General features: G+C 72.5%; 19 protein-coding genes and 2 pseudogenes. 8 read left to right on the forward strand and 13 right to left on the reverse strand.

Annotated elements, in window-relative coordinates; translation table 11 throughout:
* Positions 1 to 25: 25 nt before the first annotated feature.
* A complete protein-coding gene (locus ASD48_RS11840; protein ID WP_057601515.1) occupies positions 26 to 613 on the reverse strand; it encodes a flavodoxin family protein in 588 nt (195 codons plus the stop codon).
* 107 nt (positions 614 to 720) lie between these two features.
* Here ASD48_RS11840 and ASD48_RS11845 point away from each other — a divergent pair, with 107 nt between their 5' ends.
* Complete coding sequence (locus tag ASD48_RS11845; RefSeq protein ID WP_057601516.1) at positions 721 to 1,122, forward strand: helix-turn-helix domain-containing protein; 402 nt, start codon at positions 721 to 723, stop codon at positions 1,120 to 1,122.
* On the opposite strand, the gene mutM is transcribed toward ASD48_RS11845, so the two are convergent.
* The 8 genes from mutM to recG form a co-directional block, all read right to left on the reverse strand.
* On the reverse strand, positions 1,095 to 1,955 hold the full coding sequence (gene mutM / locus ASD48_RS11850; protein WP_057601517.1) for a bifunctional DNA-formamidopyrimidine glycosylase/DNA-(apurinic or apyrimidinic site) lyase: 861 nt from the start codon (positions 1,953 to 1,955) through the stop codon (positions 1,095 to 1,097). The genes ASD48_RS11845 and mutM overlap by 28 nt on opposite strands.
* 88 nt (positions 1,956 to 2,043) lie before the next feature.
* Entirely contained in the window at positions 2,044 to 2,871 is an 828-nt protein-coding gene (gene rnc, locus ASD48_RS11855) for a ribonuclease III (RefSeq protein ID WP_242432576.1), read from the reverse strand.
* A 7-nt stretch (positions 2,872 to 2,878) separates the two neighbouring features.
* The gene (gene rpmF, locus ASD48_RS11860) at positions 2,879 to 3,052 is read right to left on the reverse strand and encodes a 50S ribosomal protein L32 (protein ID WP_007493396.1); all 174 of its coding nucleotides are present in this window, start codon (positions 3,050 to 3,052) and stop codon (positions 2,879 to 2,881) included.
* Positions 3,053 to 3,054: 2 nt separating this feature from the next.
* The gene (locus ASD48_RS11865) at positions 3,055 to 3,708 is read right to left on the reverse strand and encodes a YceD family protein (protein WP_054239748.1); all 654 of its coding nucleotides are present in this window, start codon (positions 3,706 to 3,708) and stop codon (positions 3,055 to 3,057) included.
* Between the two features lie 152 nt (positions 3,709 to 3,860).
* On the reverse strand, positions 3,861 to 4,952 hold the full coding sequence (locus tag ASD48_RS11870; RefSeq protein WP_057601519.1) for a hypothetical protein: 1,092 nt from the start codon (positions 4,950 to 4,952) through the stop codon (positions 3,861 to 3,863).
* A gap of 110 nt (positions 4,953 to 5,062) precedes the next feature.
* Positions 5,063 to 5,542 (reverse strand): pantetheine-phosphate adenylyltransferase, encoded by a 480-nt coding sequence (coaD, locus tag ASD48_RS11875; RefSeq protein WP_057601520.1) that lies wholly within the window; start codon positions 5,540 to 5,542, stop codon positions 5,063 to 5,065.
* Between the two features lie 26 nt (positions 5,543 to 5,568).
* Positions 5,569 to 6,153 (reverse strand): 16S rRNA (guanine(966)-N(2))-methyltransferase RsmD, encoded by a 585-nt coding sequence (gene rsmD / locus ASD48_RS11880; protein WP_057601521.1) that lies wholly within the window; start codon positions 6,151 to 6,153, stop codon positions 5,569 to 5,571.
* A 156-nt stretch (positions 6,154 to 6,309) separates the two neighbouring features.
* A complete protein-coding gene (recG, locus tag ASD48_RS11885; protein ID WP_057601522.1) occupies positions 6,310 to 8,541 on the reverse strand; it encodes an ATP-dependent DNA helicase RecG in 2,232 nt (743 codons plus the stop codon).
* Between the two features lie 167 nt (positions 8,542 to 8,708).
* Between recG and ASD48_RS11890 the strand changes: the two genes are divergently transcribed.
* A complete protein-coding gene (locus tag ASD48_RS11890) occupies positions 8,709 to 10,565 on the forward strand; it encodes an HSP90 family protein (RefSeq protein ID WP_079073731.1) in 1,857 nt (618 codons plus the stop codon).
* A complete protein-coding gene (locus tag ASD48_RS11895; protein ID WP_057601524.1) occupies positions 10,565 to 13,567 on the forward strand; it encodes a hypothetical protein in 3,003 nt (1,000 codons plus the stop codon). The genes ASD48_RS11890 and ASD48_RS11895 overlap by 1 nt, the downstream gene beginning before the upstream one ends.
* 134 nt (positions 13,568 to 13,701) lie before the next feature.
* Here the strand turns inward: ASD48_RS11895 and ASD48_RS11900 are convergent, their stop codons facing one another.
* Positions 13,702 to 15,465, reverse strand: coding sequence for a DAK2 domain-containing protein (locus ASD48_RS11900; RefSeq protein WP_057601525.1), 1,764 nt, complete (start codon positions 15,463 to 15,465; stop codon positions 13,702 to 13,704).
* Positions 15,466 to 15,744: 279 nt separating this feature from the next.
* On the opposite strand from ASD48_RS11900, the gene rpmB reads away from it, so the two are divergent.
* From rpmB to ASD48_RS11915, 3 genes and pseudogenes are all read left to right on the forward strand, one after another.
* Complete coding sequence (gene rpmB / locus ASD48_RS41750; protein WP_013000438.1) at positions 15,745 to 15,930, forward strand: 50S ribosomal protein L28; 186 nt, start codon at positions 15,745 to 15,747, stop codon at positions 15,928 to 15,930.
* Between the two features lie 148 nt (positions 15,931 to 16,078).
* Positions 16,079 to 16,573: pseudogene (locus ASD48_RS41755) on the forward strand (BTAD domain-containing putative transcriptional regulator); the annotation flags it as partial.
* 206 nt (positions 16,574 to 16,779) lie between these two features.
* Positions 16,780 to 17,372 (forward strand): annotated as a pseudogene (locus ASD48_RS11915) (FAD-dependent oxidoreductase); the annotation flags it as partial.
* Here the strand turns inward: ASD48_RS11915 and thiD are convergent.
* Positions 17,347 to 18,162, reverse strand: coding sequence for a bifunctional hydroxymethylpyrimidine kinase/phosphomethylpyrimidine kinase (thiD, locus tag ASD48_RS11920; protein WP_057601527.1), 816 nt, complete (start codon positions 18,160 to 18,162; stop codon positions 17,347 to 17,349). The pseudogene ASD48_RS11915 and the gene thiD overlap by 26 nt on opposite strands.
* The gene (locus tag ASD48_RS11925) at positions 18,159 to 19,124 is read right to left on the reverse strand and encodes a thiamine-phosphate kinase (protein ID WP_057601528.1); all 966 of its coding nucleotides are present in this window, start codon (positions 19,122 to 19,124) and stop codon (positions 18,159 to 18,161) included. Before ASD48_RS11925 ends, thiD begins: the two co-directional genes overlap by 4 nt.
* 206 nt (positions 19,125 to 19,330) lie before the next feature.
* Between ASD48_RS11925 and ASD48_RS11930 the strand changes: the two genes are divergently transcribed.
* Both ASD48_RS11930 and ASD48_RS11935 read left to right on the forward strand, forming a co-directional pair.
* A complete protein-coding gene (locus ASD48_RS11930; RefSeq protein ID WP_020128743.1) occupies positions 19,331 to 19,564 on the forward strand; it encodes an Lrp/AsnC ligand binding domain-containing protein in 234 nt (77 codons plus the stop codon).
* Between the two features lie 20 nt (positions 19,565 to 19,584).
* Positions 19,585 to 20,067, forward strand: a complete 483-nt coding sequence (locus ASD48_RS11935) for a DUF3515 domain-containing protein (RefSeq protein ID WP_057601529.1) — start codon at positions 19,585 to 19,587, stop codon at positions 20,065 to 20,067.
* A 24-nt stretch (positions 20,068 to 20,091) separates the two neighbouring features.
* Here the strand turns inward: ASD48_RS11935 and ASD48_RS11940 are convergent, their stop codons facing one another.
* Positions 20,092 to 21,249: a D-alanine--D-alanine ligase family protein gene (locus ASD48_RS11940; RefSeq protein ID WP_057601530.1), complete on the reverse strand. Its 1,158-nt coding sequence runs from the start codon at positions 21,247 to 21,249 to the stop codon at positions 20,092 to 20,094.
* Between the last annotated feature and the right edge of the window lie 57 nt (positions 21,250 to 21,306).

Consider the following 21,306-nt stretch of genomic DNA (forward strand, 5'->3'; position numbering starts at 1 on the left):
CGGGTGCCGGACCCCGCAGAAACGATCAAGCAGCCTGGGTGCGGCCGGCCAGGAAGACCTTCGCGGTCTCGGCGACGCGCCGCCCCAGGTGTTCCGCCGTCGCCACGTCGGCCTTGTGGACGCCCTCCGGGCCCTCGTCGACGTTGGTCTGCGCGGCCGCGCCCAGGAAGACGCCCAGGCGGTTGAGGTCGTGCTCGGACGCGGTGCTGCTGTTCCAGCCGGGCAGCAGACCGAGGTTGACCCAGTGCATGCCGAGCTGCGCGGCGAGGATCTGGAAGAACTGCAGCGTGTGCAGCTTGTCGCCGCTCTTGGAGCCGGAGTTGGTGAACCCGGCGGCGAGCTTGTCCTTCCACGCCTGGGTGGCCCAGCGCGCGGAGGTCGCCTCGGCGAAGGCGTGGAAGGCACCGGACGCGGTCCCCATGTAGGTCGGCGAGCCGAACACGATCGCGTCGGAGGCGTCGAGCAGCGTCCACTGCTCCTCGGTGATCTCGTCGACCTTGATCAGACGCACCTCCGCCCCGGCGTCGGCGGCCCCGGCACGGACGGCCTCGGCGAGCACGGCGGTGTGACCGTAGCCGGAGTGATAAGCGACAGCGATAACGGGCGTGGACATGCGGAACTCCTTGAACAGTGCAGGTCGAAAGCGGCGACCACAGGAAAGCACTAACTTTTGGTTAGTGCAACCTGCCAGCTAGCGCTGCCTTCGAGTACGCTGGAGGCATGGACGCCACCCAGCAGCGCGCGGAGGACCAGGACCTCCCGTTCAACGTGTTCGCCAAGGCCTGCCCCTCGCGCGGCACGCTGGAGCACGTCACGGGCCGCTGGGGCGGACTCACGCTAGGAGCGCTGTACGAGGGTTCGCTGCGCTTCAACGAGCTGCGCCGCCGGGTGGACGGCGTGAGCGAGAAGATGCTGTCCCAGACGCTGCACGCGCTGGAGCGTGACGGCCTGGTGCACCGCGAGGCTCAGCCGACGAACCCGCCCCGCGTGGACTACGAACTGACGCCGGTGGGACGCGAGGTGGCCGAACGGCTGCTGTCCCTCATCCACTGCGTGGAGGGGCGCATGGGCGACGTCCTGGCCGCCCGCGAGCGCTACGACGGGACGCGCGGCACCCTCTGACACCTCGGGCAGAAGTAGCTGGACCGGTTCATCCACGGGCGCCGGGCCATCGGCGTGGCACACCGCCTGCAGGGCAGGCCCTCACGGCCGTACGCGTCCAGCGACCGGTCGAAGTAGCCCGACTCGCCGTTGACGTTGACGTACAGGCTGTCGAAACTGGTGCCGCCCACGGCGAGGGCCGCGTTCATCACGTCCCGGACGTGACCCAGGAGTTCGAGCGTGCGGGGACGGGTGAAGTTCGCGGTGGGGCGGTCGTAGTGCAGACGGGCACGCCACAGCGCCTCGTCCGCGTAGATGTTGCCGACCCCGCTGATCAGCGACTGGTCGAGCAGGGCACGCTTGATGGTGGTGCGCCTGCGCCGCAGGGCCTGGTGGAACGCCTCGTCGTCGAACAGGGGGTCAAGGGGGTCACGGGCGATGTGCGCGATGACGTCCGGAAGGCCGTCGGGGGTGGTGTCGTGCAGCGACAGCCCGCCGAAGGTGCGCTGATCGACGAAGCGCAGCTCGGTGTCGACCGTGTCCGCGAAGCGCACCCGGACGCGCAGATGCTTCTCGTCGGGGGCCCCGTGCGGCTGGACCAGGAGCTGCCCGCTCATCCCGAGGTGGGCGAGGACCGCCTGGTGCGTGTCCGTCAGCGGCAGCCACAGATACTTGCCCCGGCGGCTGGGGGTGCCGATGCGATGGCCCTTGAGCCGGTGCGCGAAGTCGTCGGAACCGGCGACATGACGGCGTACGGCACGCGGGTGCAGCACCTCGGCCTCGGCGACCGTGCGATGGGCGACCCACCGCTCCAGACCGCGCCGGACGACCTCGACCTCGGGCAACTCGGGCATGGGATCCCCTGTACGGAGCGCCCGCCTCCTACGGGGGCGGGCGCTCGTCTCGTACTGCTGTTCTACTTTTCTGCTGTGCCGCTGTTCGTCAGGCGGAGGCGGACTCCGGGTCCGGGCTGCCGTCGGCCGCCTGGACGGCCTCGACGGCCTTCGCCGCCTTGGCGCGCTCGTCCGCCGCGGCCCGGATGGACCGCCATGCGGACTCTGCGGCCTGCTGCTCCGCCTCCTTCTTGCTGCGGCCGGTGCCGGTGCCGTACGAGACGCCTCCGACGCGGGCAGCAGCAGTGAAGGTCTTCTCGTGGTCGGGGCCGGTCTCCGTGACCAGGTACTCGGGGACACCGAGGCCCTCGGTCGCGGTGAGCTCCTGGAGACTGGTCTTCCAGTCCAGGCCGGCACCGAGGTTCGAGGACTTCTCGATCAGCGGGTCGAACAGGCGGTGCACCAGTTCGGAGGCCGCGTCGAGGCCCTGATCGAGATAGACCGCGCCGATCACCGCTTCGAGGGTGTCGGCGAGGATGGATGCCTTGTCCCGGCCGCCCGTGCCCTCTTCACCCCGGCCGAGCCGGATGAAGGAGCCCAGGTCGAGGCCACGGCCGACCTCCGCCAGCGCACGCGAGTTGACCACCGCGGCCCGCAACTTGGCCAGCTGGCCTTCGGGCAGGTCGGGGTGGGTGCGGTACAGCGTGTCCGTGACGACGAGGCCGAGTACGGAGTCCCCGAGGAACTCCAGCCGCTCGTTCGTCGGCAGACCGCCGTTCTCGTATGCGAAGGAACGGTGGGTCAGCGCACGCACCAGAAGGGCGGACTCGAGCTGATAGCCGAGCCGCCCTTCCAGAAGCGTGTGGGACGAGGCCGTGTTCTCCGCCTTTTTCTTGGCGGTCGTGTCCGCCTTGGCGTCAGACATGGAGCCTCTCACCAGCCGCTCAGACCTCGAGAACCTGGCGCTTGTTGTAGGTGCCGCAAGACGGGCACGCAATGTGCTGCAGCTTGGGCTCGTGGCAGCGCTCGCACGCAACCAGGGTGGGGACCGCAGCCTTCCACTGCGACCGGCGGTGGCGCGTGTTGCTGCGCGACATCTTCCGCTTCGGAACAGCCACGGCTACTTCTCCTGCTTCTCGTTGGCGCGCGCCGGTCGAGGCGCTTCGCCACTCATCTCGTCCTTCTCGCCGTCTTCGAGTGAACCGGCGAGTCCCTGCAATGCCGCCCAACGGATGTCGGTGGCGTCGTGGTGGTGGTCCGGGTCGTCCGTGAGCCGCGCTCCGCACTCGGAGCACAGGCCCAGACAGTCGTCCTGGCACACCGGCTGCAACGGCAGTGCGAGCACCACCGCGTCACGCAGCACGGGTTCGAGGTCGAACAAGCCGTCCTCGATGAAGAGCCTGTCCTCGTCTTCCTCGGCGTCGTCGACCGGCTCCGCTTTGGGGCGGCCCCGGTCGTCGGCGTCAGGGTACGAGAACATCTCCTGGAAGTCCGCTTCGAGCTCCAGCTCCAGCGGCTCCAGACACCTTACGCACTCCCCCTCGGCCTGTGCACGGGCGGTGCCTGTGACGAGCACACCTTCCATGACCGACTCGAGTCGGAGGTCGAGCTCCACCGGGGCGCCTTCCGGCACTCCGATCACTCCCTGGATCCCGAGATCCCTGGGAGCGTCGAACTCGCGGGTCAGGCGCTGTAGCGCACCAGGACGCCGCCCCAGCTCGTGCGTGTCGAACACGAGAGGCTTGCGGTGGTCGAGGCGGGCGTTCAGGGCCATTCCTGCTTTCGATCTTCTGAGCTCGGGGGGCGCTGCCCTACTACGGTGCTGCGGGCAGCTGTAATCGCGGACGTACACGCGACCGAAGAGCCAGGATACTGGAGCATTCGCCCACAGCCCAATCCGGGGCCCTCGCCCGGGCCGCCCCGGTGCTACAGGCCGCGTTCCTGCTCGTAGGCGCGCAGCTGTTCGGCACTGATCATGCCGGTGTCGAAGAGGCTGGTCTCGTCCAGGGCGTATCCCTGCTGGCCCTGCTGGCCCTGCTGGCCCTGCTGGACCTGCTGCTGGGGCTGCTGCACGGCCTGGTTCGGGTCGTACGGGGCCTGCTGGGTGTCGTAGCCCTGGTACGCGTACGGGTCGGCCTGCTGCTGGTAGCCGTAGGCGTCCTGCCGGCCGTAGTCCTGCTGCTGTTGCTGCTGCTGATAGCCGCCGTAAAGGTCCGGCTGCTGCTGGTAGCCGTAGGCCGGCTGCGGTTCCGGCTGGTCGTACGGCTGCTGGACGGGCTGCGCCGCCGCGGCGTCCTGCTCCGCGAGGGCGGTCAGGTCGGCGAGGTAGTCGGCGTCGGAGGAGTGCTGGAACATCGTGGCGTCGTCGGCGAGGGCGCCGAGGTCGTCCGTGGCGATACGTCCGTGCAGCTTCTGGCGGCCGCGGCCGACCGCGTCCAGGGTCTTGGCGAGGACCGCCTCGAAGGCACCCAGTTTGGTGTCGACGTAGGCGTCGGCGTCGCGGCGCAGGGTCTCGGGGTCGTGGCTGCGCTCGGGGGCGTCCTCGTCCTCGTAGCCGTTCTCGTCGGTGCCGGGGCCGGTACCGAGGAGCTTCTCGCGGCCGCGGCCGACCGAGCCGAGCGTCTTGGTGAGGACGACCTCGAAGTTGGCGAGCTTGGAGTCGACGTAGTCGTCGGCCTCCGCGCGGACGTCCTCGGCCTCCTTGCGGGCCTCGGCGAGGATGCGGTCCGCCTCGGACTGCGAGCGGCGGGCGATCTCGGTGTCGGAGATCAGGGAGCCGCGTTCGGCGTGCGCGGTGGAGATGATCCGCTCGGCCTCCTGGCGGGCCTGCTCGACCATCTGCTCACGGCCGCCGATCAGCTCCTCGGCCTGGGCGAGGGAGTCGGGAAGGGCCGCGCGCACCTCTTCCAGCAGGGCGAGCAGGTCCGCGCGGTTGACCACGCACGAGGCCGACATCGGCATCGACCGGGCACTGGAGACCGCCGTGACGATCTCGTCGAGCTTCTTCTGCACGTCCACCGGTTGCTCGCCACTCTCTGCGCTGTGTTGGAGACGGACGGGACGACTGTACGGCCATGAGGTGCCCGCCGGACACCGGGTGACGGGCCGTCAGCGGACCGGTCCCGGGGTCAGTCCTTCCTGAGCCTCTGGGCCAGTGCTTCCAGCACCAGCGGCGGCACCAGGTGGGAGACGTCGCCGCCCCAGGTGGCGACCTCCTTGACCAGGGAGGAGGAGAGGAAGCTGTACGTGGGGTTGGTCGGCACGAACAGCGTCTCGACGCCCGACAGGCCGTTGTTCATCTGGGCCATCTGCAGCTCGTAGTCGAAGTCGCTGACCGCCCGCAGACCCTTGACGATGGCCGGGATCTCGCGCTGCTTGCAGAAGTCGACGAGGAGGCCGTGGAAGGCCTCGACCCGGACGTTGCCGTACTCGGCGGTGACCTGGCGGATCAGGTCGATCCGCTCGTCGATCTCGAACAGGCCCTTCTTGGCCTTGTTGATCATGACCGCGACATAGACCTCGTCGTACAGACGAGAAGCGCGGGAAATGATGTCGAGGTGTCCGTTGGTGATCGGGTCGAACGACCCGGGACAGACGGCACGGCGCACTTGTGGGCCCTCGCTCTCCAGTCCGGTCATCGTGCGTCTTCGCACGTAGAGGCGGCGCGACCGTACCAAAACGTTCCCTCGCCGTAGCGACGGGCCCGAAGTGCCTCGAAGCCGTCCGGCCAGGGGAACTCCCCGCCTCTGGTGCTGCGCTCCACGGTGACGAGGGCATCGGCCGCGAGCCAGCCCTCCGAGCGGAGTGTGAGCAGAATCTCCCGAAGATCGTCGTTCGGGACGGCGTACGGGGGATCGAGAAAGACCAGGTCGTACGGGTCTGTCGGCGGTGTCCGGATGATCTGCTGGGCCTTGCCCGCCCTGACCTCCGCGCCGGGCAGGCCGAGGGCCTTCACGTTCTCCCGGACCGTGCGCGCCGCCCGCGCGTCGGCCTCGACGAGCAGGGTGTGGCCCGCGCCCCGGGAGAGGGCCTCCAGGCCCACGGCGCCGGAGCCCGCGTACAGGTCGAGGACGCGTTCGCCGCGGAGGGGGCCGCCCAGCAGGGACTGCCAGGTGGAGAAGAGAGCCTCGCGTGCGCGGTCGGAGGTGGGGCGGGTGCCGGTGCCTGGCGGGACCGCCAGGCGTCGTCCACCGGCTGCGCCGGCGATCACGCGGGTCATCTCGGGGTCCTTGTTCGGGGGCGGGTACCCGTCCAGTCTGGCAGGCCCGGGTGTGCGGGTGCGCTCCGGCGGGAGCGGCCGCGGGCCGTGGACGCGCGCACCCCGGCGGCCGAGCCGCGTACGGGGGCCGCCCCGCGTACGGGGCGGCGGCCGGCCTCAGCCCTTGTCCAGGTACTGCTCCCGCTCTTCGTCCAGGAGGGCGTCCAGGGCCGTGCGCAGGCCGGGCAGGGTCTCCAGTTCCGGATCCGCGGCGACCAGGCGGACCGCCTCCTCGCGTGCCTCCGCGATCACCTCCTCGTCCTCGATGACCGCGAGTACGCGCAGGCTGGAGCGGGCACCGGACTGGGCCTGGCCCAGGACGTCGCCCTCGCGGCGCTGTTCGAGGTCGATCCGGGAGAGCTCGAAGCCGTCGAGGGTGGCGGCGACGGCGTCGAGACGCTGACGGGCCGCGCTCGCCTCGGGCATCTCGGAGACCAGGAGGCACAGCCCGGGCGCCGAGCCCCGGCCGACGCGACCGCGGAGCTGGTGCAGCTGGGAGACGCCGAAGCGATCGGCGTCCATGATCACCATCGCGGTGGCGTTCGGGACGTTGACGCCGACCTCGATGACGGTGGTGGCGACCAGGACGTCGGTGTCACCCGCGGCGAAGCGGCGCATGACGGCGTCCTTGTCGTCGGGAGGCATGCGGCCGTGCAGGACCTCGACGCCGAGGCCGTGCAGGGGCCCCTTGGCGAGCTGGTCGGCGATGTCCAGGACCGCCAGCGGCGGCCGCTTCTCGGCCTCGTCCTCCGGGGACTTCTTCTTGGCCCCGGCCTTCTTCGGGCTCCCCGGTTCGTCGACGTCGTCGCCGATGCGCGGGCAGACCACGTACGCCTGATGGCCGTTGCCGACCTCCTCGCGGACCCGCTCCCAGGCGCGGGCAAGGAAGTGCGGCTTGTCGGCGGCCGGGACGACATGGCTGGCGATGGGCGAGCGGCCGGCCGGGAGCTGGTCCAGGACGGATGTCTCCAGGTCGCCGAAGACGGTCATGGCGACGGTGCGCGGGATGGGCGTGGCCGTCATGACGAGCAGGTGCGGGGGCTGCTTGCCCTTGCCACGCAGGGCGTCGCGCTGTTCGACACCGAAGCGGTGCTGTTCGTCGACGACGACCAGCCCGAGGTCGTGGAAGCGGACCTTGTCCTCGATCAGCGCGTGCGTGCCGATCACGATGCCGGCCTCTCCGGTGACGAGGTCGAGCAGTGCCTGCCTGCGGGCGGCCGTGCCCATGGACCCGGTCAGCACCACGACCTTGGTGGCCCGCTCGGACCCGCCCAGCATCCCGCCCTCGGCCAGCTCGCCCATCATCTCGACGACGGAGCGGTGGTGCTGCTGGGCGAGGACCTCGGTGGGGGCGAGCAGGGCGGCCTGCCCGCCGGCGTCGACCACGGCGAGCATGGCCCGCAGGGCGACCAGGGTCTTGCCCGAACCGACCTCGCCCTGCAGCAGCCGGTGCATCGGGTGGTCCGTCGCCAGGTCGTCGAAGATCTCCTTCGAGACCTTCTGCTGGCCTTCGGTGAGGGTGAAGGGGAGACGGGCGTCGAAGGAGGTCAGCAGGCCGTCGGGGGCGGGCTCGCGGGGAACGGCCGGGAGTTGGGCGTCGGCGTGGCGGCGGCGGGCGAGCGCGACCTGGAGGACGAACGCCTCGTCCCACTTCAGCCGGGCGCGGGCGTCGGCGATGTCCGCCTTGGTCTGGGGCCGGTGGATCTTCAGCAGGGCCTCGGGGAGGGAGACCAGGCCGCGGCCGTCGCGCAGCGGGTCCGGGAGGGGGTCGAGCACCTCCTGCGCGCTGGGCAGGACGGTCTGGATCGCCTTGCCGATCTTCCAGGACTCCAGTTTCGCGGTGGCGGGGTACAGCGGGATGAGGGCGCCGGCCCAGGTCTCCACCGATTCGTCGGTGTCGGCCCGCAGCAGTTCGTAGGCCGGATGGGCCAGCTGGAGGCGGCGGTTGAAGACCGAGACCTTGCCCGAGAACATCGCGCGCGTGCCCGGCAGGAGATCCTTGTGGGGTTTGTGGACGCCGCTGCCGAAGAAGACCAGCTGGAGCCGGCCGCTGCCGTCGGTGATGGTCACCTCCAGGCGCTGGCCCTTGCCCCGCGGGGCCTTGGCCGAGGCGAAGCTGTGCAGGCGGGCGTCGGCGACCTGGGCGACCACGGTGACGTGCTCGTCCATGGGGAGGTCGGCGAGGTGGGTGAGCTGGCCGCGCTCCTCGTATCTGCGGGGGTAGTGGTGCAGGAGGTCGCCGACGGTATGCAGGCCGAGGTGCTCGGCCATCACCTTCGCGGTGGCGGGGCCGAGCACTGACTTCAGTGGTTGTCGCAGTGGTTCATTCAGCGCGGGCACGAGATCCATTGCACACCACGCCACTGACATTGCCGTATACGTGTCCCGAAACCCCTGGTCAGACGGCTCGTTCGGGCTCTAGGATGGCGCGCTCCGGCCATCATCCGCGGTCACCGCCCCACCGGGACCGCCCGACCCCGCGCCGTGCTCCTCCCCCAGCCCGCGGCGCTGCAGCGATGGACTCCCAGACCTCACAGTCATCCCAGGCATCCCAGCCGCCTCACACGTTCCAGGTCGACCTGCGTGGTCTGGTGGACCTGCTGTCCCATCACCTCTACTCCAGCCCCAAGGTCTACCTGCGGGAACTGCTCCAGAACGCCGTGGACGCGATCACCGCCCGGCGGGCCGAGGAGCCCGATGCCCCGGCGCGGGTGCGGCTGTTCGCGACCGAGGGCCGGCTGCGGGTGGAGGACTCGGGCGTCGGGCTCACCGAGGCCGACGTGCACAGCCTGCTGGCGACGATCGGGCGCAGTTCCAAGCGCGCCGAGGGGCTCCAGGACGTCCGTTCGGACTTCCTCGGGCAGTTCGGCATCGGGCTGCTGGCCTGTTTCGTGGTGGCCGAACGGATCCGCGTGGTCAGCCGCAGCGCCCGCACGCCGGACGCGCCGCCGGTGGAGTGGACGGCGCGCGACGACGGCTCCTACACCGTGCGGACGCTGGCCCACGAGGAGCGCCCCGAGCCGGGCACCACGGTGCATCTGGTGGCGCGCGCCGGTGCCGGCGAGTGGCTCGCGGAGCCGCGGGTGCTGGCACTGGCCCGGGACTTCGGATCACTGCTGCCGTACGACGTCCGGGTCGGCGAGGAGGCGGTCACCGATCTGCCGGCGCCCTGGAACCGGTCCTACCCCTCCCCCGCCAACCGGCGGGTGGCGCTGGCCCGGCACTGCCACGAGCTGTTCGGGTTCACGCCGTTGGACTCGGTGGAGCTGGACCTGCCGGTGGCGGGGGTCCGCGGGGTGGCGTACGTGCTGCCGTCGGCGGTCAGCCCGGCGCAGCGTGCCGGTCACCGGGTGCACCTCAAGGGGATGCTGCTGACCGAGCGGGGCGAACAGCTGCTGCCCGACTGGGCGTTCTTCGTGCGCTGCGTCCTGGACACCGACAGTCTGCGGCCGACGGCCTCGCGGGAGTCCCTGTACGAGGACGAGACGCTGGCCGCGGTCCGGGAGGCGCTGGGGGAAAGGATCCGGTCGTGGCTGACGGGTCTGGCCGCCGGTGATCCGAAACGGCTGGCGGCCTTTCTGGAGGTGCACCACCTGGGCGTGAAGTCCCTGGCGCGGCACGACGCGGAGATGCTGCGCACCATGCTGCCGTGGCTGCCCTTCGAGACGACCGACGGCCGGCTGTCGCTGGAGGAGTTCGCGCAGCGGCACCCGGTGGTGCACTTCACCCGGACCGTGGAGGAGTTCCGGCAGGTCGCGCCGATCGCGTCCGCGCAGGGCGTCGGGGTGGTCAACGGCGGTTACACGTACGACAGCGAGCTGGTCGAGGCGCTGCCTTCGGTGCGGCCGGGGACGGTGGTCGCCGAGCTGGACGCGGACACCGTGACCGCCCATCTGGACACCGTCGCCCCGGCCGACGAGCTGGCGCTGGCGGGCTTCCTGGCGGCCGCGCGGGCGAGGCTCGACCCGCTGGGCTGCGATGTCGTCCTGCGGGCCTTTCACCCGTTGTCGGTGCCCGCGCTGCATCTCGACGACCGGGGTGCGCGGCACGAGCAGGCACGCGCGCAGGCCGAGGCGCAGGCCGACGACCTGTGGGCGGGCATTCTGGGCTCGCTGCGCGGGAGCGCCCCGCGCGCGCGTCTGGTGCTCAACCATCTCAACCCGCTGATACGGCGGATCAGTTCGCTGAACGATCCCGAGCTGATCGGCACCGCCACGGAGTCGCTGTACGGGCAGGCGCTGCTGATGGCGCAGCGCCCGCTGCGGCCCGCGGACTCGGCGCTGCTGAACCGGGCGTTCATGGGCCTCCTGGAATGGGCCACGCACGGGGAGTCGGCACACGGGGAGCCGACAGAGGAACAGGGCGGTCACTGATGAGCGAGATCACGGACTTCGACTCCCTCCGCCGGGCGATGGCGGAGAACGGCGAGCAGCCGGAGGGCCCGGCCCGCAACGCCCGCGCGGAGCAGTTGCTGGTGGAGGCCGAGAGGCTCGGCATCCCGCTCGCCGTGATCGAGGCGCTCGGGCACCAGCTGAAGGTCTACAACTACAGCTCCGAGAAGGCGAAGATGTTCGTCCCGTTCGCGCGCCTGCTGCGCATGTGGGACGAGCGGCCCGAGGACTTCGACGAGTACGAGACGCACTCGCTGCACTGGGTCTTCAAGTGGATGTCGGCCGGCATGCTCGACCAGCCGCACGTGCCGCTGGCGGCGGTCGAGAAGTGGCTCGGCGAGATGGAGCACCGCTACCGGATCGCCGGGCACTCCGCGCGGGCGGTGCGCAGCGCCGAGTTCAGCGTGGCCGCGCACGTGGGCGACGTGGAGCGGGCGGAGCGGGCGTTCGCCGCGTGGCTGGCCGCGGACCGGGACACCATGGCCGACTGTCACGCCTGCGAGCTGCACGGACAGGGCTGGTGGCAGGCGGAGCGGGGCCGGGACGCGGAGGCGCTCGCGCTGTGGGCGCCGGTCCTGGAGGGCGAGTACACGTGCGCGCACGAGCCGCACACGGTGCTCGCGTCGTCCCTGGTGCCGTTGCTGCGGCTCGGTCGCCCGGAGGAGGCCCGCGCGCACCATCTGCGCGGCTTCCGGCTGGTGCGGTCCATGGAGAGCATGCGGGGGGCCTACGCCGACCACGTCGAGTTCTGCGCGCTGACCGGCAACGAGGCGCGGGGTCTGGAGCTGCTCGCGGAGCGGCCGGCGTACTTCACGGACGAGGGCCATCCGCACAGCAGGCTGGAGTTCCTGAGCGTGGTGGTGCTGCTCATGGAGCGGCTGGCCGAGCTGGGTCTCGCCGGTCAGCGGGTGCCCGGGCCGGCCGGGCGGGAGTGGACGGCGCGGGAACTCGCCGAGCACGCGCGCGCGCAGGCCCTGGCACTGGCCGCACGCTTCGACGAGCGCAACGGCACGTCGCACGTCAGCGAGCGGGCACGCGCGCGTATGGCCCAGCAGCCCCTGGTGGAGCGGCTGCCGCTGGGCGTACGGGCGGCTCGTCCCGCCTCCGCGGTGGCCGCGGCGGCGCCCGGGGCGGCCGCTCCGGCCCCGGCGTCGGTTCAGGAGGCGGGCGAACCGGACCTGGCGGACCTGCTCGCGGAGGCCCAGCGGCTGTCCGACACGCTGCAGCCGCAGGCCGTCGAGGCGTGGGCGCGGGTGGCCCGGCTGGCCGAGGAGGTGGACGGCGTCGAGCTGGGGGCGCGTGACCGCGCGGAGATCGCCGACCACGAGGCGATAGGTCTCGGCCCGGACGGCGCCGACGCGTTCGAGCACGCCGCCGAGCTGTACGCGCGGGCGGGCGACCCCGGCGAGGCACTGGCGGCACGCGCGCGTGCGGCGTACGTCCGCGCGCTGTCCGGCGAGATCGACGAGGCGCTGGCGGCGGTCGCCGAGCCGTACGACCGGGTGCTCGCGCTGTACGCCGAGGGCGACACGGAGGTGCCGCAGGCGGCGGGTGTGCTGATGGGCCGGGCGCGGATCCTGATGCGGCGGGTCCACGAGGCCGAGGGGGAGGTCGTCGACGAGGCGGTTCTCGCGCAGGCGGAGGCCGCGGTGCGGGAGCTTCTGGCGCTCGTCGACGGGCGCGCCGGGACCGACGTACGGCTCGCCGCCCGGGTCGCCGAGGGGCACGCGATGCTGGCGGAGCTGGCGACGCACTCGGGGAACCCGGAGGCGGGCGCGGAGCTGTTCGCGCGGGCCGCGGCGGAGTTCATCGCGACGGGTCTGCCGTGGTTCGCCGTGGAGTACGAGGCGCGGCTGGCCGGTCTCGCGCATGAGCTGGGTGACATGCGGGAGGCCGAGCGGGCCCTGCGGGCGGCCCTGGAGCACGGCGGACCGTATCTGGAGGCGGTCGGGCGGGCCCAGCTGCACCTCCAGCTCGCCGAGGTCGTCGGGGGCCGGGGGGAGGCCGAGGAGGCCGCGGAGAACGCCCTGGAGGCGGCGCACTGGGCGGACGAGGCGGGTGCGGGCCCCACGCTCGGCGCGTGGGCGCGGCACCAGCTCGGCGGGTTCCTGGTGCGGCAGGGCCGCTGGGCCGAGGCCGCGGAGGTGCTGGAGTCCGCGCTGGCGGAGCTGACCGCCGAGACGCACGGCGACGGCGCGGTCGTCCAGACGCAGTGGTGGCTGGGTGACTGTCTGAGCGAGCTCGGGGAGCACCGGGACGCCGCCGAACGCCGGCTCCAGGCCGCCGAGATCGCCCGGACCTGGCCCGAGCAGCACGATCACGCGACCCTCGCCCACCTGGCCGCCGAGTCGCTCGGCCAGGCCGGTCTGCGCAGCGAGGCGGACCAGGCCTACGCGCGGGCGGGCGAGCTGTGGCGCGGTCTCGGCAACGTCCACGGGCTCGTGCGCTCGCTGCGCGCCCGCGCGTGGCTGGCCCTGCGCGCCGAGGACGGGACGGACGCGGCACGCGATCTGATGACGAGTGCCGTGGAGGAGTGCGCGGACGCGTTCGACGCGGCGGACGACGACGAGGCGCGGCTGCGGCTCGTCTCCGAACTCGGCCACACCCACCGCCAGTTCGGTGATCTGCTCGCCCGTTCCGCCGCCGAGGACGCCGACGACGACTCGATCCGGGCGACCCTGGACGAGGCGCTCTCCCAGATGGCCGAGGCCGTCGCGGTGTTCGTCGCCCTGGGCGAGGGCGCTGTGCACGCCCGGACCGGCGCGGAGCTGGCCGCGGGCTGGCTGGAGACCGACCTGGGACGCCCCGCGGCGGCGGCGGCACGCGCGCGTGCCGTGCTGCGGGCCTACGCCGACGCCGAGGGCGATGCCGACCCGGACGCCTACGGCGGCAGCGACGAGGACGGGGAGGACGAGACGGTGCGGGCGCGGCGGGCCGAGGCGGAGCAGTTGCTGCAGGCGGCGGAGGAACAGAAGGATCGTTGAACGATCCCGTCGCCCGCCTCACCCCCGCCGCCCCGGCTCACCCCGGCTGCCCCGGCTGCCCCGGCTGCCCCGGCTGCCTCACCGCCTCCCGCCCTCGTGCTTCACGGCCGTGCGAGGGCACCCCTACGTCACCTCTACTCCACCCCGATCAACACCAACGCACCCTGCCGTCCTCCCCGGTACACCACCGTGTCCACGGCGAGGTAGGCCTCCCGCACCCGTGCCTCCAGGTGCTCGGCGACGCCGTCGGGCGCCTCGTCGCCGAGCACGAGGGTGACGAGTTCGCCGCCCGCCGCCAGCATGCGGTTCAGGACGGTCTCGGCGGCGGCGGTGACATCGGAGGCGATGACGGCCACGTCGCCGTCGATCAGCCCGAGGACGTCACCGGCCTGGCAGATGCCGGCCATGGTCCACGACTGGCGCTCGGCGACGGCGACCTCGGCGTAGCGGGTGGCGCCCGCCGCCGAGGTCATGGAGACGACGTCCTCGTCGAAGCGCCGGTCGGGCTCGTGCACCGCCAGCGCGGCGATCCCCTGGACCGCGGACCGGGTGGGGATGAGCGCCACCCGGATGCCCTCCGTGCGGGCCTGCTCGGCGGCCGCCGCGGCGGTGTGCCGCAGATCGGCGTCGTTGGGCAGCAGCACGACCTCACGCGCGTGTGCCCGTCGTACGGCCTCGACGAGTTCTCCACTGGCGGGCGGCTCCCCGGGGCGCGCGAGCACGGTGGTCGCGCCCGCCTCGGCGTACAGCCCGGCCAGGCCCTCGCCGGGCACCACGGCGACGACCGCCCGCTGGACGCGCTCGCGCGGCGGCCGCTCACCACCGCGCGTGTGCGCGTCGTCGGCGCCGAAGTGGGTGATGCGGATCCGGTACGGCCGGCCCGCCTCGACGCCCGCCTCGACGGCGGCGCCCGCGTCGTCCACGTGCACGTGCACGTTCCACAGGCCGTCGCCGCCGACCACGACCAGCGAGTCGCCCAGGGCGTCCAGCCGCTGCCGCAGCCGCGCCACGGCCGGGTCCTCGGCCTCCAGCAGATAGATCACCTCGAAGGCGGGACCGCCTGCGCCGCCCTCGCCCCCGTCGCCTTCCGTGCCTTCCTCACCGTCTCCGGCGCCTTCGCCGTCCGGTCCGCCGTCGGCGCGGTCCGCCGCCCGCGCGGCTTCCACGCGCCCGTGGGCCGCGGCTGCTGCGGCGGCCGCCGACGCGGCGCCCGAGAGCTCCGGCAGCTCCCCCGTGAACGTCTCCACCAGCGCCGCGAGGACCGCGACCAGCCCCCGGCCGCCCGCGTCCACCACTCCGGCGTGCTCCAGGACGGCGAGCTGGCCCGGGGTGGCGGCGAGCGCCACGCACGCCCCCCGGTGGGCCGCCCTGGCGACCGTCCCGCAGTCCCCCTCGGCTCCCTCCGCCGCGTCGGCGGCGGCCGAGGCGACCGACAGCACCGTGCCCTCCACGGGATGGGCGACGGCCTGGCGGGCGGAGTCGGCCGCGTGCCGCAGGGCCAGGCCGAGACCGTTCCCGTCGGCGTGAGGGGCCTCACCCTCGGCGGTCAGCACCTGGGCCATGCCACGCAGCAGCTGCGCGAGGATCGTCCCCGAGTTCCCGCGCGCCCCGATGAGCGCGCCGTGCGCCATCGCACGCACGGCGTCGGCGAGAGAGGGGTTCCCGGCGGGCACGGAGCCGGCGCCGGAACCGGCCTCGTAGCCGGCGAACACCGCCTCGACGGCGGTCGCCGCGGACTCGACGGTCAGGTAGAGGTTGGTGCCGGTGTCCCCGTCCGCGACGGGATAGACGTTGATCGCGTCGATCTCCTCGCGCGCGCGGCCCAGCGCCGCGAGCGCGAGGCCGCACCAGGTGCGCACCGCGAGAGCATCGAAGAATGTCTGCGGCACCTGCGCCACCTGCGCCTCCTTGAGCTGCTGGACTGGACGCAGCGTAGACCCCGGGGCGGTGTCGGCCGGAAAGCGGGCCGGACAGGAGCGGCCGGGGACCGACCGGGGCAGGGGGGCAGGCCCCTGAGCAGCCATGGTAGTTTCGTTGCACCGGCGCAGTCGTTGTATGCTGCTCCGGTTGCCCGATCCGCATCGGGCCATCCCCTGGCAGCGCCACTCAGATCCTAGATCCTGATCCCGGCATGCCGGGATCATCCGTAAGTGCATCTGAAGTCTTTGGAGTGACCCGTGGCTGCCAACTGCGACGTCTGTGGCAAGGGGCCGAGCTTCGGCAACAACATCTCGCACTCGCACCGCCGTACGTCCCGTCGCTGGAACCCCAACATCCAGCGCGTCCGTACCGTGGTGGGCGGGACGCCGAAGCGCGTGAACGCTTGCACCTCGTGCATCAAGGCCGGCAAGGTCTCGCGCTGACGCATATCCCCCCGCTCTCGACTCCGCTCGAGCAGGGGGGAACCCCAACGCGCGCGGCCACTGCTGGTTCGCTGCATAGAGCCGGTCCACCCAGGTGGGCCGGCTTTCTGCTGCGCCCGTGCTCCCGCCGCCTGACAGAATCCGGGGAATGCGCTTCGGCATCCTGGGCGCCCTCGACCTCCGCACCGACGACGGCACTCCTGTCGACCCCGGCGGTCCCCGTCCCCGCGCCCTGCTCAGCCTGCTGCTGCTCGACGCCGGCCGCGGCGTCTCCGTGGAGCGCCTGACCGACGGCCTGTGCGGCACCGAGCCGCCCGCCGGAGCGGCCGACGCGCTCCAGTCCCAGGTGTCCCGGCTGCGCCGCCGGCTGGCCCCGCACGCGGAGATCGAGGCCAGCCCCGCCGGCTACCGGCTGGCCGTCCCGCCCGACGCCGTCGACCTCCACCGCTTCGAGCGGCTGACCGGGCAGGGGCGGGCCGCCCTCGCCGCCGGGGATCACGCCCGGTCGGCCGCCCTGCTGCGCGAGGCCCTCGCCCTCTGGCGCGGCCCGGCCCTGCCCGACCTCCCCGACGCGCACGCCGAGCGGATCCGGCTCGACGCACTGCGGCTGAGCGCCGTACAGGATGAGCGCGCGGCCGAGCTCCTGGGCGCGGCCGCGGGTCTGCGGGGCACGGTTCTCCTCGGCGACCCCGATGTCGTCCGCACGGTCGACGACGTCCGCGGGAGGCCGGCCCCGCAGGCGTACGAGAAGGCCTTCGCGCTGGGCCGCGACCGCCGGTCGGCGGCGGTCGGCGGCGGTCGGCGGCGGTCGGCGGCGGTCGGCGAACCGTACGGGGAGGGTGGCCGTAGCCGGGCCGTGCGATCGCCCTGGGCAACTACGACGGCGACCCGGGCCGCGCGGGCGCGTTGGCGGTCTCCCGGTCGGAGCAACTCACCTACGACCGGCGGGACACGGCAGCGCAGAAGCGGATCCTGGCCGAGCGTTTCGCGGGGATGGGCTGGGAGGCGCCGAGGGTGCTCGGGGCGGCTCGCGGACGCCGACCGGCTGTACTTCGACGCGATCGCGCAGATCCACGTCGACCGCCTCACCGAGGGCCGGGTGGCGCTGCTGGGGGACGCCGGATGCGGCGCGACCATGGGCGGCATGGGAACGGGCGTGGCCGTCGTCGGCGCCCATGTACTGGCCGGTGAGCTGGCCCTCGCGGGCGGGGACCACCGCAGGGCGTTCGCCGAGTACGAGAGCAGGATCCGCTCCTTCGCCAAGGGCTGCCAGAAGATCTCCGGCAACGCGGGCCCGTTCTTCGCCCCGCCGACCGAGCGGCGCATCCGCAGCCGGGACCGGATGTACCGGCTGCTCGGCTCGCGCCCGCCGGCCGGTGTCTACAAGCGGCTCACCGAGAAGGCGGCGACCCGGCATCAGGCTCCGGTCGTATCCCGCGTGAGGTCCCACCCGTGGTCCACGGGACCGATGCCGGCTCCGAGCGCGAACCCGGCCGCGATCGCCCCGGTGACATAGCGCTTGGCCGCCGCCACCGCCTCCGGTACGGGGCTGCCCTTCGCCAGCTGTGCCGCGATCGCGGACGCGAGGGTGCAGCCCGTGCCGTGCGTGTGCCGGTTGTCGTACCGCGGCGCCCGCAGCCAGTGCTCCTCACGCCCGTCCGTCAGCAGGTCGACGGCGGCACCGGGGAGATGGCCGCCCTTGACGAGCGCCCAGCGCGGCCCGTACGCCAGCACGGCGGCCGCCGCCTCCCGCAGCTGCTCCTCCGACTCGACCCGCACGCCCGTCAGTTGGGCCACCTCGTCGAGGTTCGGGGTGGCGACGGTGGCGAGGGGCAGCAGTTTCGTCCGTACGGATTCCAGTGCGGAGGCGGCCAGCAGCGGGTCCCCGTGCTTGGAGACCCCGACCGGGTCGACGACGACGGGAGCGCCGGTGCCCGCGAGCAACTCGGCGACCGCCTCGACGAGTTCGGCGGAGGCGAGCATGCCCGTCTTCACCGCCTGGACGCCGATGTCGTCGACGACGCTGCGGTACTGGGCGCGGACCGCCTCCACCGGCAGCTCCCAAGCCCCCCGCACACCCAGGGAGTTCTGCGCGGTGACCGCCGTGATCACGCTCATGCCGTGCACACCGAGCGCGAGCATCGTCTTCAGGTCGGCCTGGATCCCGGCCCCGCCGCCCGAGTCGGAGCCGGCGACGGTCAGCACCCGGGGCGGGGTCCCGGGCGCGCTCACGACTCCACGTCCCCGAAGTGGTCCCAGCCGCCCTTGCTGGTCCAGGGCGCCCCGTCCACCGTCACCTGGGGCAGGGCGGACGGGTTGAGCACCTCGCCGATCACCTTCCAGCGGGCGGGCAGCTTCACGTCCGGCGGGAAGGTCGCCACGATCGCGTGGTCCTCTCCCCCGGTCAGCACCCACTGGATCGGGTCGACGCCGACGGCCTGCCCGATGTCGTTCATCTGGGTGGGGATGTCGATGGCGCCGGAACGGATGTCGATCCGGACCTTGCTGGCCTCGGCGATGTGCCCGAGGTCGGCGATGAGCCCGTCGCTGACGTCGCACATCGCCGTCGCGCCGAGCGAGGCCGCGGCCGGACCCGCGTGGTACGGCGGCTCGGGACGCCGGTGGGCCTCGACGAAGGCGCGGGGCGAGCGGAAGCCGCGGGAGAGGACCGCGTACCCGGCGGCGGACCAGCCGAGCCAGCCGGTCACCGCGACGAGGTCGCCGGGCTGGGCGCCGCCCCGGGTGACCGGCTCCTGGTTGCGCAGGTCGCCGAGCGCGGTGATCGACACCATGATCGTGTCGCCCCGTACGACGTCGCCGCCGACCACCGAGGCACCGGCGACCTGGCACTCGTCGCGCAGGCCGTCCATCATCTCGGACGGCCAGGTGACCGGCAGTTCGGCGGGCACGACGAGGCCGAGCAGCAGGGCCGTCGGCACCGCGCCCATGGCGGCGATGTCGGCGAGGTTCTGCGCGGCGGCCTTGCGGCCCACGTCGTAGGCCGTGGACCAGTCGCGACGGAAGTGCCGGCCCTCCAGCAGGATGTCGGTGCTGGCCACGACCCGGCGGTCGGGCGCGGCGACCACCGCGGCGTCGTCGCCGGGGCCGACCCGTACCGCGGGGGTGGTGGTGAGACGGGAGGTGAGCTCCCTGATGAGCCCGAACTCCCCGAGCTCACCAACAGTGCCCTTCATTGCCCTTTCGCCCCTTCTGTACCTGTCCGTGCCCGGTCGCGCGTAACCAGTGTCCTCGATACGGTCGAGTCAGCCGTCAACTTCTGTCCTGCCCGCACCCCGGCGCGCGAGCCGTGGTTCGCGCAGGTCTCCCCGCGGCGAGCGGCGACGCGATACCGTGGCGTTCCTTTTCCCCACATGATCCTCGTGGCCGCCCTGGAGGTTCCGTGGTACAGGCGTACATCCTGATCCAGACCGAGGTCGGCAAAGCGTCGACCGTCGCCGAGGAGATCGGCAAAATCCCTGGCGTCGTCCAGGCCGAGGACGTGACGGGACCTTATGACGTGATCGTGCGGGCCCAGGCCGACACGGTGGACGACCTCGGCCGCATGGTGGTCGCCAAGGTCCAGCAGGTGGACGGGATCACCCGCACACTGACCTGCCCGGTCGTGCATCTGTAGCCCCCGTCTAACCTTGGCCGGTGAACCTTTTCCGTCACCGGCCCGCCGGCCTGCCCTCGCTCGCCCTCCTGCTGCTCGCGGTGGGCTGCTCCTCAGCAGACGGTGACACGTCGGCGGCGGTTCCCAGCCCCTCGGCATCGGTCACGAAGCTGTGCCGAAACCTGGACGAGGCGCTGCCGTCCACCGTGGACGACCTCGGCCGCGGGGATCCCTCACCCGCGTCCGCGCTGACCGCGGGCTGGGGGAACCCGGCGATCATACTGCGCTGCGGTGTCGAACGACCCGAGAAGATGAGCGACGAGAACGCGGACGGGGTCGAGGTGGACGGCGTGGGGTGGCTGCTGGAGGAGCGGGACGGCGGGGCGTTCCGGTTCACCACCACCCTGCGCAGGGCGTACGTCGAGGTGACGATCCCGAAGGACCGCGCGGAAGACGGCATGGCGCCGCTCGTCGACCTGGCGCCCTCCGTCAAGAAGGCGATCCCCGAAGGGATCGCCGACTAGGACGGGTCCTGGTTCCAGGCCGGGTCAGCGCAGTCCGGTGGACCTGCGCAGGGCCGCCTGCACGAGGCGGTCCACCAGCTCGGGATAGCCGATGCCGGTCGCCTGCCACATCTGCGGGTACATCGAGATCGGGGTGAAGCCGGGCATCGTGTTGATCTCGTTGATGACGAACTCGCCCTCGTCCGTGAGGAAGAAGTCGGCCCGGACCAGGCCCTCGCAGGACGCCGCCTCGAAGGCGTCCACCGCCAGCCTGCGGACCTCGGCCGTCTCCTCGTCCGTCAGCGGCGCCGGGACGATGCCCGGGGTGGAGTCGATGTACTTGGCCTCGAAGTCGTAGTACGCGTGCGCGTCCGGCGGCGGGATCTCGGCCGGGACGGAGGCGCGCGGGCCGTCCTCGAACTCCAGGACACCGCACTCGATCTCGCGGCCCCGCAGCGCCGCCTCGACCAGGATCTTCGGGTCGTGACGCCGGGCCTCGGCGATCGCCTCGTCGAGCCCGGACAGGTCGTCGACCTTGGTGATGCCGATGGACGAGCCCGCGCGCGCGGGCTTCACGAAGAGCGGCCAGCCGTGGTCGCCGGCGAAGTCGACGATCTTCTTCCGGGCGGCCGACTCGTCCTGCGCCCACTCGCGCGGCCGGATCACCACGTACGGGCCGACCTTGAGCCCGAAGGAGGTGAACACCCGCTTCATGTACTCCTTGTCCTGGCCGACGGCCGAGGCGAGCACACCCGCGCCCACGTACGGGACGCCGGAGAGCTCCAGCAGACCCTGCAGGGTGCCGTCCTCGCCGTACGGGCCGTGCAGGACCGGGAAGACGACGTCGACCTCGCCGAGCGCCTTCGGCACCGATCCCGGCTCGTAGTAGACGACTTCGCGGTTGGCGGGGTCGACGGGGAGCACCACGCCGCCGTCCCGCGACTCGGCGAGTTCGTCCACGTCGGGCGTACGGCGGTCGGTGATCGCCATGCGCTCGGGGGCGTCGGCGGTGAGGTACCAGCGGCCCTCACGCGTGATGCCGATCGGCAGGACCTCGTACTTGGTCCGGTCGATGGCCTTGAGGACCGCGCCGGCCGTGACCACGGAGATCCCGTGCTCGGAGCTGCGACCGCCGAAGACAACGGCCACCCGCGGCTTGCGGACGGGCTGCTGAGGGCTCTGGGGGAGGTTCTCGGTGCTCATATCGGGTTGAGAGTACCCGGTGGTAGGGCCGGGAGTCAGCGTCCGCCCACCGGGTTC

Source organism: Streptomyces sp. Root1310 (genome assembly GCF_001426425.1).
In the GTDB taxonomy this organism is placed as follows: domain Bacteria; phylum Actinomycetota; class Actinomycetes; order Streptomycetales; family Streptomycetaceae; genus Streptomyces.